This is a genomic window from Bradyrhizobium brasilense (assembly GCF_029714345.1).
Taxonomy (GTDB): domain Bacteria; phylum Pseudomonadota; class Alphaproteobacteria; order Rhizobiales; family Xanthobacteraceae; genus Bradyrhizobium; species Bradyrhizobium australafricanum.
In genome coordinates this window covers 6,326,830-6,339,344 of sequence record NZ_CP121669.1, presented here as the reverse complement: position 1 = coordinate 6,339,344, position 12,515 = coordinate 6,326,830, and the positions used below count along the sequence as shown (strand labels likewise).

General features: G+C 65.2%; 10 protein-coding genes. 6 read left to right on the top strand and 4 right to left on the bottom strand.

All coding sequences use genetic code 11. The annotated features are described in order from the left end of the window. Positions 1 to 8: 8 nt before the first annotated feature. From QA635_RS29645 to QA635_RS29635, 3 genes are all read right to left on the bottom strand, one after another. Positions 9 to 458 (bottom strand): (2Fe-2S)-binding protein, encoded by a 450-nt coding sequence (locus QA635_RS29645; RefSeq protein WP_283063046.1) that lies wholly within the window; start codon positions 456 to 458, stop codon positions 9 to 11. A gap of 153 nt (positions 459 to 611) precedes the next feature. Next, on the bottom strand, positions 612 to 2,009 hold the full coding sequence (locus tag QA635_RS29640; RefSeq protein WP_283063045.1) for an MFS transporter: 1,398 nt from the start codon (positions 2,007 to 2,009) through the stop codon (positions 612 to 614). Between the two features lie 99 nt (positions 2,010 to 2,108). Next, on the bottom strand, positions 2,109 to 2,732 hold the full coding sequence (locus QA635_RS29635) for a TetR/AcrR family transcriptional regulator (protein WP_283063044.1): 624 nt from the start codon (positions 2,730 to 2,732) through the stop codon (positions 2,109 to 2,111). 77 nt (positions 2,733 to 2,809) lie between these two features. Between QA635_RS29635 and QA635_RS29630 the strand changes: the two genes are divergently transcribed. The 4 genes from QA635_RS29630 to QA635_RS29615 all read left to right on the top strand — a co-directional run bounded on the left by QA635_RS29630 (position 2,810) and on the right by QA635_RS29615 (position 7,694). Beyond that, entirely contained in the window at positions 2,810 to 3,172 is a 363-nt protein-coding gene (locus tag QA635_RS29630) for a darcynin family protein (protein ID WP_283063043.1), read from the top strand. Between the two features lie 611 nt (positions 3,173 to 3,783). Continuing rightward, positions 3,784 to 5,526 (top strand): ABC transporter permease, encoded by a 1,743-nt coding sequence (locus QA635_RS29625; protein ID WP_283063042.1) that lies wholly within the window; start codon positions 3,784 to 3,786, stop codon positions 5,524 to 5,526. Between the two features lie 23 nt (positions 5,527 to 5,549). Then, complete coding sequence (locus QA635_RS29620; RefSeq protein ID WP_229162364.1) at positions 5,550 to 6,575, top strand: ABC transporter substrate-binding protein; 1,026 nt, start codon at positions 5,550 to 5,552, stop codon at positions 6,573 to 6,575. 15 nt (positions 6,576 to 6,590) lie between these two features. Continuing rightward, positions 6,591 to 7,694 (top strand): ABC transporter ATP-binding protein, encoded by a 1,104-nt coding sequence (locus QA635_RS29615; protein WP_283063041.1) that lies wholly within the window; start codon positions 6,591 to 6,593, stop codon positions 7,692 to 7,694. A gap of 64 nt (positions 7,695 to 7,758) precedes the next feature. Here the strand turns inward: QA635_RS29615 and QA635_RS29610 are convergent, their stop codons facing one another. Then, a complete protein-coding gene (locus tag QA635_RS29610) occupies positions 7,759 to 8,547 on the bottom strand; it encodes an IclR family transcriptional regulator (protein WP_283063040.1) in 789 nt (262 codons plus the stop codon). A 123-nt stretch (positions 8,548 to 8,670) separates the two neighbouring features. Here QA635_RS29610 and QA635_RS29605 point away from each other — a divergent pair, with 123 nt between their 5' ends. Further along, entirely contained in the window at positions 8,671 to 10,491 is a 1,821-nt protein-coding gene (locus QA635_RS29605) for a flavin-containing monooxygenase (protein WP_283063039.1), read from the top strand. A 49-nt stretch (positions 10,492 to 10,540) separates the two neighbouring features. Next, the gene (locus QA635_RS29600) at positions 10,541 to 12,484 is read left to right on the top strand and encodes an alkyl/aryl-sulfatase (RefSeq protein WP_283063038.1); all 1,944 of its coding nucleotides are present in this window, start codon (positions 10,541 to 10,543) and stop codon (positions 12,482 to 12,484) included. The last annotated feature ends 31 nt before the right edge of the window (positions 12,485 to 12,515 follow it).

Here is a 12,515-nt window from a genome sequence, read left to right as displayed (position 1 = left end):
CTGCGTCCTTATGCGTTCGCGGCAGCATGGATCGCCTCGCGCACCTGCTGGAAGGTGCCGCAGCGGCAGATATTGGTGATGGCGTCGTTGATGTCGTCGTCGGTCGGCTTCGGATTGTCCTTCAAGAGCGCCGCGACGGCCATGATCATGCCGCTCTGGCAATAGCCGCATTGCGGCACGTCGCCGGCGATCCAGGCGAGCTGCACCTTGTGCATCACGCCGCCCGCCGCGAGACCCTCGATCGTGGTGATCTCCTTGCCGGCCGCTTCGCTCACCGTGACGCCGCAGGAGCGCATCGCGACGCCGTCGATATGCACGGTGCAGGCGCCGCATTGGGCAATGCCGCAACCGTATTTGGTCCCCGTCAGTCCGACGTTCTCTCTGATAGCCCACAACAGTGGCGTATCGTCCTCGACGTCTACAGTGATTGTCTTGCCGTTAATTTTGAGGTTTGCCATCGCGATCCCCTGAAGGGTCCGATCCTCCGACCGGACTGCAGCGCGATGTTGGCCTTGAAACTGGAACGGTTCAAATCAAGAAAATGCGCTCGCAGCGCGAAAGAAAGTTGATGCTGTGGTGTTTGGCCGCGGACTGTGCGCGCCGCATACCTGTCATGACTTTTGCGGTGAAGCGACCGCCAAACGCAGGAAGCTCATGACGCTACCGAGCGCGGCAAATCCGGCACCCAGCGCCAGCGCCACGGTGGCGCCCTCGCGGTCGGCCAGCGCGAAGCAGAGCGCGGCGAGGGCGGCGCCGGTGGTCTGCCCGGTCAGCCGCGCGGTCGCAACGATGCCGCTGGCGCTGCCACTGCGATGCGACGGCGCGCTCGACATGATCGCCTTCATGTTGGGGGTCTGGAAGAAGCCGAAGCCGATGCCGCAGATCATCGTGCGCCAGACGATGTTGGCGACGCTGGGCTCGGTCGGCAGGGTCGCGAGCAGCACCATGCCAAGCCCGAGCAGCAGCATGCCGATGCCGCCGAGGATGCCGGCCGGATAGCGGTCCGACAGCCGGCCGCCGATCGGCGCCATGAAGGCGACCACCAGCGGCCAGGGCGTCATGAAGAAGCCGGTCTCGACCTGCGAGCGGTGCAATATGTCCTCGAAGTAGAACGGCAGCGATACGAAGGCGAGGCCCTGCACAGCGAATGAGCAGACGGCGGTCGCGGCCGACAGCGCGAAGATCGGCCGCCGGAACAGGTCGATCGGCAGCATCGGCGCCGGATGGTCGGCATGCCGCCGGGTCAGGATCCATCCGAACAGGACGGCGCCGACAAGCTCGGCGATGACAAGCGCCGGCGCGGCCTTGTGCGCGGCGCTGCCGATGCCGATGATGAAGAGGCCGAGACAGGCGCAGGCCAGCGCCGCGCCGGCGAAATCGAAGGCGTGGGTGGCGCGCGGCGTCGTCGGCAGCGTCTTCATGCCGATCAGCAACGCGACGACGCCGAAGGGAATGTTGACGGCGAACAGCCAGGGCCATGGGCCGAGCGCGAGGATTCCGGAGGCGATGGTCGGCCCCAGCGTAAAGGCGGTCGCGACCACGAGCGCATTGTGGCCGAAGCCGCGGCCGTGCATCCGGCTCGGATAGACGAAGCGCACCAGCGCGGTGTTGACGCTCATCAGGCCGCTGGCGCCGAGCCCCTGCAAGGTGCGCGCAACCAGCAGACTCGGCAGCGACCACGCCAGGGCACAGCCGAGTGACGCCAATGTGAACAGCAGAAGGCCGCCGAGATAGATTCGCTGGTGGCCGATGATCTCGCCGAGCGCGCCGAGCGGCAGCAGCGTCGCGACCAGCGCGATCTGATAGACGTTGACGACCCAGACCACTTCCGCAGGGCTGACATGCAGATCGCTCGCGATCGCCGGCAGCGCGATATTGGCGATCGCGGTATCGAGCGAGGCCATCGCCAGCGCCGTGAAGATCGCGGCCACCGCCCAGCGGCGGCGTTCCCAAGGCAACCCATCGGTGATCGGCGCCGTTGCCGCGGTGGTCGGGGTCTTCTCGAGCATGCCTGAAATGTCTCCGGGGCCGCCATGTACTACGCCGGCATCCCGTTCCCCAGCCGCGCCATTGCATGATGCGTATGCGAAGCGGCCTTGCCGGAAGCGTCAGAAGTCCCGCCGCGGACCGAACAGATATCCTTCGATGGCGCGCAGCACCCGACGGCTGGCCGCGGCCTCTGATAGGTCGTTTTGAAGCGCGTGGTCGACCATGGCGCGGCTGATCACGATCAGATCCTCGACGGCGTCATCGTCGACGGGCCTTGCGATCTCACGACGATGCCGAGCCAGCAGGGCGGCGACCAGCTCCTTCAATTCGCCGGCCGCTGACGTGCCCGATGACGCCGGGCGCAGGCGATCCTCCTCGGCCTCCAGAATGCGATTGAGCCCGGCCCGCTCGCCATGCGCCTCGAGCTGGGCCCGAACGATCAGGTTGAGCGATGCCGTCAGGCTCTTGCCCTCGGATGCCGCGACTGCATCCCGCACTTTCGCCAGCAGCGCGTCCTCGAACCTCGTGATCAAAGCCAGCGTCAGCGCGTCCTTGTTGGGGAAGTACTGGTACACCGAGCCGACGCTGATCCCGCCGCGCTCGGCCACCGCGTTGGTGCTGTAGCCCTCGAGCCCGCCCGCTTCCAAAACGCGAGCCGCCGCTTCCAGAATCACCGCCACGGTTTCCCGCGAACGCTGCTGAAGCGGCTGTTTCCGGGCCTTTATGCGCCGCTTCGGCGGCATGGCGGGCATCTCCCAAAACGCGAGTTGTGGAATATGAGCAATTACTCACATTATGGCCGTGAAAGGAGAACCGATCAATGGTGACACTGCAAACGACCTCGTCTCCCGTGCTTCCCGAGCACGAGGACGATCCGCACAGGTTTCATATCTTCGTCATGGTCAAGACCACGCGGCACTGGCTCGATCTGAAGACCGAGCAGCGCCTCGCCTTCCTGCACGAGGAGGTCATTCCCTTGCTCCGGCGCCGTCCGGAGCTGCAGGTGCGCTGGTTCGAGCCGGAGGCCTTCTCGACCAGGGCGACCGACGTCATGATCTGCGAGACCGATGACCTCTCGGCCTGGGCGTGGTTCTGCGACCACCTGCGCGAGACGAAGTTCTGGGACCATTACTTCGAAGTGCTCGACATCATGCCGGCGCTCGAGGGCAATTACCTTGCCTAGAATGCCGACGCCGGCCCGGATCGTTCCGGGCCGGCGTCCCGGCAGCCTGTGGCGACGCAACTGCGTCCCATCCAGATCTGTCATCGCCCGGCTCGATGTTCAGCCCGGACAGATCACTGACGGGTGTTCGGAGACATAGCTGACACATCAACATTGGCTGGATTGGTCCGATTCGGGAGGCCGTCCATGCCTTGGAGTGAGGTGTCAGTGATGGATCACCCGCTTTCGCTTGCGCGGGTGATGACACCGAGTGGCTGTCTTGACATCTCGAATTCCGCCCCACCCGCATCGTCGTCCCGGCGCAGGCCGGGACCCATAACCACCGATGCTGCTTGTCGGGCGTGTTGGAACGACGAGTCCCGTTCAAGACATCCGCCGCGGAGTATGGGTCCCGGCCTTCGCCGGGACGACGGCGGTGGATGCAGCGTGCGAACGCGATCAATCGATTTCGTGTTCCCATGGTGCGTCACAGAAACGCGCCGAAGCGACTTTCGGATAGCTTGCGTCACAGTCGCGATCGACTACCTTGGTATACAAGCAGGCCCGGCGTCAGATCGGGCCGCAAGAGGGAACGCGCATTGCACGGACAGGCCGACCGGCGCAGCGAAGCCATGCGAAGCGCCAGCGAGGGAACTCGCCGCCGCGCGTTCACCGGCCTCTGGGTCGCGGCATTGCTGACGATCCTGACCTTCCTGGTCATCTATCCCGTCTTCATGCTGCTGCTCGGCGCGCTCACCGACACCAATCCGGTGGTCGACGGCATCCGTCTCAGCCTGAGCCATTTGTCGATCGCCAATTTCCTCGCCGTGCTGGCCAATCCGAACGTCGCCGAAGCGCTGCTCAACACGCTGATCGCCTGCGGTGGCGGCACGGTGATCGCGGTCGCGATCGGGCTCCTGTTCTCCTGGATCGTGGTGCGCACCAACACGCCGTTCAAGGGCTTCATCGCCGCGGCCAGCATCCTGCCGCTGTTCGCGCCGCCGCTGGTCGCGGGGGTGGCCTGGGCCATTCTCGGTTCGCCGAAGACCGGCTTGATCAACACGATGTTCAAGTGGATGGGCTCCGACCTGCGCGTCGATCTCTATTCGATGTGGGGCCTGGTGTTCGTGTTCGGCATCTACTACGCGCCCTATGTCTACATGTTCACCTCGTCGGCGCTGCGCAACATGGACCCGAGCCTGGAGGAGGCCGCGGAAATCTCCGGCGCGAGCCCGGTCGCGACCCTGTTCACGGTGACGTTCCCGCTGATCATGCCGGCGATCGTCTCGGGCATGCTGCTGTCCTTCATCGTGATGCTCGGCATCTACGGCATCCCCGCCGTGCTCGGTGCGCCGACCAACCTGAACGTGCTCACCACTTACATCTTCAAGCTCACCAACTGGTCGCCGCCGCTCTACAACACCGCGGCTGCGGTCGCGATCATACTGATGGTGGTCACGGGGCTCCTGGTCTATCTGCAGCAGAAATTGCTGAGCGGGCGCAGCTATACCACCGTCGCGGGCAAGGCGTTCCGGCCGCGCAGCCTCGATCTCGGCCCATGGCGCTGGCTCACCTTCGCGATCGGGATCGTCTACCTCCTCATCGTCGTGGTGCTGCCGTCGCTGGCGCTGATCGTCGCGGCGTTCCGCAAGTTCATGTTCATCCGCGACGTCGCGAGCCTGTTCGACATGCGGCAATATTCGCTGACGCATTTCGAGAGCATCTTCGACAATCCGTTGACGATGCGCTCGATCTACAATGCGGTCGAGGTCGGCGTCATCACGGCCGTTGTCGGCGGCGCGCTCGCCTTTGCGATCGGCTACACCATCCATCGCACCCGCGTCAGCGGACGCGGCGCCATCGACCTGATCTCGACCCTGCCGGTCGCGATCCCCGGGCTGGTGGTCGGCGTCGCCTATCTCTGGGCCTGGATCGGCGTGCCGGGTGGGCTCTACGGCACGATCTGGATTCTCGCGCTGGCCTTCATTGCGCGCTTCATGCCGGACACCGTGAAAGCGCTGTCGACCTCGTTCCTGCAAATCCACCGCGAGCTCGAGGAGGCCGCCTGGGTTTGCGGCAAGGGCATGCTCGGCACCATCAGGACGATCGTGTTGCCGCTGGCGCGGCCGGGCGTGCTGGCGTCGATGACGCTGCTGTTCGTGCTGGCGATCCGCGAGCTCGGCTCGTCGTTGTTCCTGTACACCAGCAACACCATGGTGATGTCGGTGCTGCTGCTCGACTATTACGAGGGCGGCAATATCGGCAAGACCGCGGCCTTCAGCCTGGTGCAGACCGTGCTGCTCGGCGTCCTGATCGGTGGCGCCAACTGGCTGTCGCGCGGATCAGCCCAGGGCAACGTGGCGCGGACCGGATAACAACGAATAAGGGGAGGATTGCGATGGATAGACGGACCTTCACCACACTGGCCTTGGCAAGCGTGGCGACGCTTGCATTGGCGCCTGCGGCACAGGCGCAGGAGTTCGGCTCGGCGGAGTTGATCGCGGCGGCCAAGTCCGAGGGCAAGCTCGTCTACTACACCGCGAACTTCGCCGAGATCGAGCAGCAGGTCATCAAGGCCTTCAACAAGCGCTTTCCCGAGATCAAGGTCGAGATGGTCCGCGCGCCCGGCGGCCAGCTGATCACCCGCGTCAAGACGGAGGCCGCGGCCGGCAAGCTGATCGCCGATGTCGTCGACCATTCCGACCGCGCGCTGATGCAGCCGCTGGAGGACCTGTTCCAGGATTACGCGCCGCCGAACGCGGCCGATTACGATCCGCACGCGCTGATCTCGCCGAAATACTGGCCGCGCGCGACGATCGCCTGGTCGATCGCCTACAACACCGAGCTGGTGAAGGATCCGCCGAAATCCTGGATGGACCTGACCAAGCCGCAATATGACAAGCTGATCGGGCAGGTGTTCGCGCAGTCCGGCGGCACCACCTGGACGCGGATCATGTTCGAGCGCCAGGTGCTCGGCGAAGACTACTGGGCCAAGCAGGCCGCGACCCATCCGGTGCTGTATCCCTCCGGCGCGCCGACGGCGGATGCGCTGGTGCGCGGCGAGATCGCGATCGCGCCGCTGCTCTACAACGTGATCTACCAGAAGAAGAAGGACGGCGCGCCGATCGAGATCTTCTTTCCGCCTGAAGGTGCCCCGGTCAATCCCTACGCGACCGGCATTCCGAAGACGGCAGCCCATCCCAATGCAGCAAAGCTGTTCTTGAACTGGTGTCTGTCCAAGGAAGGGCAGACCTTCATGATCAAGGAGCTCGGCAATCTCACATCCCTGAAGGCGCCGCCGGCATATCCGGAGGGGTTCGATCCAAAGGTGGTCAAGCTCTGGTATCCGAAGTTCGACGAGTATGTGAAGCTGCATGCGGCGTGGGTCGCGGACTGGGACAAGACGTTTGGCTACCGGCAATAGGCTGATGGTGCAGCGATGACGGCGACGCTCGAAGTCACCGATCTCAGGAAGCAGTTCTCGATCGGCCGCCCGGCCATCGACGGCGTCAGCTTTGGCGTGCCGGCCGGCGAGATTGTGGTGCTGCTGGGGCCGTCCGGCTGCGGCAAGACCACGACGCTGCGCTGCGTCGCCGGGCTCGAGCATCCGACCGGCGGCGAGATCAGCATTTCCGGGCGGGTGGTCTCCTCGCCGGCAAGCGGCATCCTCGTGCCGCCGCGTTCGCGCGATCTCGGCATGGTGTTCCAGTCCTATGCGGTGTGGCCGCACATGACGGTGCGGCAGAACGTGATCTATCCGCTGAAGCACCGCAAGATCGGGCGCACCGATGCCGCCCGCATGGTCGAGGAGGCGCTGGCGCTGGTCGGACTGTCTGACTATGCCGACCGGCCGGTGGTGGCGCTGTCGGGCGGCCAGATGCAGCGCGTCGCGCTGGCGCGCAGCATGGTGTACCGGCCGCAACTGTTGCTGCTCGACGAGCCGCTGTCGAACCTCGATGCCAAACTGCGCCTGCGGCTGCGCGACGACCTTCGCGTCATCCTCAAGCAGACCGGGATGACCGCGCTCTACGTCACCCATGACCAGGCCGAGGCGGTTGTGCTCGGCGACCGGATCGGGGTGATGCGCGACGGCAAGCTGTTGCAGATGGACACGCCCGACGTGATCTACAACCGTCCGGCCGATCTGTTCGTCGCCAATTTCACCGGCGCCACCAACGAACTCGCGGGCACGCTCGTCACATGCAATGGCCGCTATGGCGTGGTCGATTTCGGTGACGGCCGGCAAGGCGAGGTCGCGCTGTGCCAGACGCTCAAGCCCGATGAGAAAGTGCGGATCGCGCTGCGGCCCGAGAACATCGCGATCGGCTGGCCCGACAGCGCCAACACGTTCTCGGCAAAGGTGCTCGACCGCAGATATCAGGGCACCCAGACCGCCTACGGCATCGAGCTGTTCGGCAAACGGCTGGAAGCGATCGAGCTCGGCACCGCCGCGCGCCATCAGGTCGGCGTCGAGGCACAGGTCGCGTTGCCGCGCGAATGCCTGTGGGCCTATCGCGACAGCGGGCCGGCATCGCATGATTAGAGCGACCGCGGCCGTCGGTTCGCAATGATGTGAGGTGAGGCGACCCGTGCCGCCGGTTCGCGCTTTAGGCTTCCTCCACCAGCGCGCGGATGCTGCGGGCGAGTCCGAGGATGCGCGGGCCGCATTCGCGCTCGATCTGCTCGGCGCTGAAGCGGAAGGAAGGGACGCCGCAATTGACCGACAGGCATTCTCCGGTCGGCGTGCGATAGAGCGGGGCGGCGACGCCGAAGATCTCGCGCCGCCATTCGCCGAGCGAGACGGCAAAGCCGCGCTCGCGGCACAATTCGATGTCGGGCAACGTGCGCTTCTGCACGTAGTCGAACTCGTCGGGGCGCTCGGCCTTGACGCGCGCGACATAGGCGCCGAGCTCTTGCTCGGTGAACAGCGACAGCAGGGCGCGCCCCACCGCGGTCGGCGCCAGCGTGCTGACAAAGCCGACGTCGGGCACGTGCGGCGCCGTATCCGTCGTGCGCAGCGTCTCGACATAGATGAAGTCGATGCCGAACGGCATCGCGATCGACACCGTGCCGCCGGCATAGGTCGCGAAGTCGCGCATCAGCGGACGCGCCAGTTGGCGCACCTTCAATGCCGACAGCACGGGGTAGGCGGCGGCGAGCGCGCCCAGTCCGAGCACGAAGCGGCCCTTGGCGTCGCGCCTGAGATAGCCGAGTTGCTCGAGCGTGTAGGTCAGCCGCGACACGGTCGGCCGCGACAGGCCGGTATGCAACGCGAGTTCGGCGTTCGACAGCGAGCCCGGATGACGGCGAAACGCCGCCAGCACGTCGAGGCCGTGCGCCAGGGTGGTCGCAAAGGACGGATCCGCCTGAACCTCGGCAGGGGAAGATGCTGTCATACGGAATATTGGTCTCAGATGGCCAGATTTGTCAATATATCGGAATGAATTTGCAAATCGTATCGATATCGGTTTATCTGCCGGGAATAAGGACAAGGAACCGCTGGAGCGAGGCGCCCTCCGATGACGATGACCGAGCAAGCCCGAGACGCAAAGCCCGCCGCGATCGACAAGGCGCGGCTGCGCCTGAAATATCAGGAGGAGCGTAACAAGCGGCTGCGTCCCGACGGCAATGACCAGTATCTCCAGATCAAGGGCCAGCTCGCGCATTATCTCGACGATCCCTACACGCCGGTCGTTGAGCGCGCGCCGAAGACCGATCACGTTACCTTCGCCTTCATCGGCGGCGGCTTCGCCGGGCTCGCCACCGCGGCGCGGCTGACCGAGGCCGGGATCACGGACGTCCGCATTGTCGAGAAGGGCGGCGATTTCGGCGGCACCTGGTACTGGAACCGGTATCCCGGCGCGCAATGCGACACGGCGTCGATGGTCTACATGCCGCTGCTCGAAGAGACCGGCCACATGCCGTCCGAGAAATACGCGCATGCGCCGGAGATCCTCGCGCACTGCCAGCGGATCGGGAGGCAATTCAATCTCTACGACAATGCGCTGTTCCACACCGAGGTGACGAGCCTCGATTGGGACGCGGCGCAATCGCGCTGGATCATCCGCACCACGCGGGGCGACGCGTTCACCGCGCAATATGTCGGCATCGGCACCGGCCCGCTGCACGTGCCGAAGCTGCCCGGCATTCCCGGCATCGAGCGCTTCAAGGGCCACTCGTTCCACACCAGCCGCTGGGATTACGACTACACCGGCGGTAACCCCAAAGGCGCGCTGATGGAGAAGCTGGCCGACAAGCGCGTCGGCATCATCGGCACCGGCGCGACCTCGGTGCAATGCATTCCGCACCTCGCGCGCGCCTGCAAGGAGCTCTACGTATTCCAGCGTACGCCATCGTCGGTCGATGTGCGCGGCAACGAGCCGATCGATCCCGACTGGTTTGCCGAGATCGCGACGCCGGGCTGGCAACAGCGCTGGCTGGAGAATTTCACCGCCAACCAGGCCGGCGGATCGGCCGAGGAGGATCTGGTGCAGGACGGCTGGACCGACCTGTCGAAGCGGATCCGCGCCAAGATCATGCTGCTGCCGCGCGAGCAGCGAAGCGTGGAGAACATGCGGGCCGCATTCGAGGATTCCGACTTCGAGAAGATGGAGGAAATCCGCAACCGGGTCGACTCCATCGTCCGCGATGCCGACACTGCCAGGAATCTCAAGGCCTGGTACGGCCAGCTCTGCAAGCGGCCATGCTTCCACGACGCCTATCTGCAGGCGTTCAATACGCCGGGCACCCATCTGGTCGATACCGACGGCAAGGGCGTCGAGGAGATCACCGACAACGGGATCGTCGTTGCGGGCAAGGAATATCAGCTCGATTGCATCATCTACGCATCGGGTTTCGAGGTCGGGACGGAATATCGCCGTCGCGCAGGCTTCGATCTGATCGGCCGCGACGGCATCAAGCTGTCGGAGCATTGGGCCGAGGGCATGCGCACCAAGCACGGCATCCACGTGCACGGCTTCCCCAACGTGTTCTTCGTGCAGCCGACCCAGGGCGCCAATCTGATCTCCAACGTGCCGCACAATCTGACCGAAGCGGCGCGGACCATCGCGCTGATGGTCGGCCACGCGCGGGACAACGGCTTCATGGAAATCGAGGTCAGCAAGGAAGCCGAGGATCGCTGGGTCGAGCTGCTGCTGACTGGCGTCGGCCGGATGATCGGCGGGCCGGATTGCACGCCCGGCTACTACAACAATGAGGGCCGTGAGCCCGGTCCCGCGGCCAAGCTCAGTGTCGGCCATCCCTCGGGCGCGCTGGCCTACTTCAAATATATCGACGGCTGGCGCCGTAGCGGCCAGTTCGAGGGCGTGCAATTCCGCTGAGGGAAGCGCGATCGGAACCGATTTCCGCCAATCGAGGGAGTGCTTGAGTATGGCCCAGACAACCGCAAGCGAAACGTCGCACGAAGGTCCGAAGGCGGCATCCGCGCCGGTCATCGCGCAGCACGCGGCGACGCTGAAGGCGCTGCCGTTCGCCGACACCAGGGACTTCGACGACGCCGCGCGCGGCTTCCTCGGCACCATCGAGAACGCACGCGTCACCTCGGCCCAGGGCAGGGTGGTCTGGAGTCTCGAGCCTTACGGATTCCTGTCCGAGGAGAAGGCGCCCGCGACCGTTGATCCGAGCTTGTGGCGGCAGTCGCGGCTCAACATGCATCACGGCCTGTTCGAGGTGGTGCCGGGTGTCTACCAAGTGCGCGGCCTCGACATCGCCAACATGACCCTGATCGAGGGCGACAAGGGCGTCATCGTGGTCGACACGCTGACCTCGATCGAGGGCGCGCGCGCCGCGATGGAATTGTACTTCCGGCACCGCGGCAAGCGGCCGGTCGCCGCCGTCATCTTCACGCACACCCACACCGACCATTGGGGTGGCGCCCGCGGTGTGCTCGACGATGCCATGCTGGCGGCGGGCGTGCCGATCATTGCGCCGAATTTCTTCATGGAGCACGCGGTCTCCGAGAACATCATCGCGGGGCCGGCGATGCTGCGCCGTGCGCAATACCAGTTCGGGCCGTTCCTCGCCAAGGGCGTGCGCGGCCATGTCGACTGCGGCCTCGGCAAGACCATGGCGGCGGGCGGTGTGGCGCTGCTGCGGCCGACCGATTTGATCATCGCGACCGGCGACAAGCGGGTGATCGACGGCGTCGAGTTCGAATTCCAGATGGCGCCGAACAGCGAGGCGCCGGCGGAGATGCATTTCTTCATCCCGCGCTACAAGCTCCTGAATCTTGCGGAGAACTGCACGCACAATTTCCACAATCTGCTGCCGTTCCGCGGCGCGGATGTGCGCGACGCGCTGGCCTGGTCGAAATATCTCGGCGAGGCGCTGCAGATGTGGGGCGGCAAGGCGGAAGCGATGTGCGGCCAGCATCACTGGCCGGTGTGGGGGCAGGCGCGGATCGACACCATGATCCGCGAGCAGCGCGACCTCTACAAATACGCCCATGACCAGACCATCCGGCTGATGAACCACGGGCTCAACGCTGCCGAGATCGCCGAGGCGATCCGTCTGCCGCAGAGCCTGGAGGGCGCCTGGCACGGCCGCGGTTACTACGGCCACATCAGGCACAATGTGAAGGCGATCTACCAGAAATATCTCGGCTGGTACGACGCCAATCCGGTCAACCTCGATCCGCTGCCGCCGGTCGAGGCCGGCAGGAAATATGTCGAGTATATGGGCGGCGCCGACGCGATCCTGAAACGCGCCGCGGCGGATTTTGCCAAGGGCGAATTCCGCTTCGTGGCGCAGGCCGTCAGCCATCTCGTGTTCGCCGAGCCTGATAATCAGGCCGCGCGTTCGCTCCTCGCCGACACGTTCGAGCAGCTCGGCTATGCCGCGGAAAGCTCGACCTGGCGCAACGCCTATCTGTTCGGCGCCCAGGAACTGCGGCAGGGCATGCCGAAGACGCCGCCGCGCTCGCCGATGCCGCGCGAGACGCTGGCTGCGCTGCGCACCGAGCAGCTTTGGGACGTGCTCGGCATCCGCCTCAACGGCCCCAAGGCCGAAGGCAAGCGCATCGTGCTGAACTGGAGCTTTACCGACACCGGCGAGACCTTCGTGCTCAATCTCGAGAATTCAGCCCTGACCTACGTGAGGGATGCGCAAGCGGCCGACGCGCATGCGAGCTTCACGCTGGCGCGCAGCGTGCTGGACGAGGTCATCGCCAAGCTGACCACTTTCCCGGACGCCGTCGATGCCGGCAGGATCAAGGCATCAGGCGAGCCGCAGCGGCTCGGCGAGTTGATGGCGCTGATGGACGAATTCCCGCGGATGTTCGAGATCGTCGAGCCGAAGCGGACGGCGGTGACGTAGAGCCGCACATACAGAACAACGACCGTTACTC

Bases quoted from the DNA above. Each gene is read 5' to 3' on its own strand.
- QA635_RS29645 (WP_283063046.1), bottom strand. From the start codon at position 458: ATGGCAAACCTCAAAATTAACGGCAAGACAATCACTGTAGACGTCGAG.
- QA635_RS29640 (WP_283063045.1), bottom strand. From the start codon at position 2,009: ATGCTCGAGAAGACCCCGACCACCGCGGCAACGGCGCCGATCACCGAT.
- QA635_RS29635 (WP_283063044.1), bottom strand. From the start codon at position 2,732: ATGCCGCCGAAGCGGCGCATAAAGGCCCGGAAACAGCCGCTTCAGCAG.
- QA635_RS29630 (WP_283063043.1), top strand. From the start codon at position 2,810: ATGGTGACACTGCAAACGACCTCGTCTCCCGTGCTTCCCGAGCACGAG.
- QA635_RS29625 (WP_283063042.1), top strand. From the start codon at position 3,784: ATGCGAAGCGCCAGCGAGGGAACTCGCCGCCGCGCGTTCACCGGCCTC.
- QA635_RS29620 (WP_229162364.1), top strand. From the start codon at position 5,550: ATGGATAGACGGACCTTCACCACACTGGCCTTGGCAAGCGTGGCGACG.
- QA635_RS29615 (WP_283063041.1), top strand. From the start codon at position 6,591: ATGACGGCGACGCTCGAAGTCACCGATCTCAGGAAGCAGTTCTCGATC.
- QA635_RS29610 (WP_283063040.1), bottom strand. From the start codon at position 8,547: ATGACAGCATCTTCCCCTGCCGAGGTTCAGGCGGATCCGTCCTTTGCG.
- QA635_RS29605 (WP_283063039.1), top strand. From the start codon at position 8,671: ATGACGATGACCGAGCAAGCCCGAGACGCAAAGCCCGCCGCGATCGAC.
- QA635_RS29600 (WP_283063038.1), top strand. From the start codon at position 10,541: ATGGCCCAGACAACCGCAAGCGAAACGTCGCACGAAGGTCCGAAGGCG.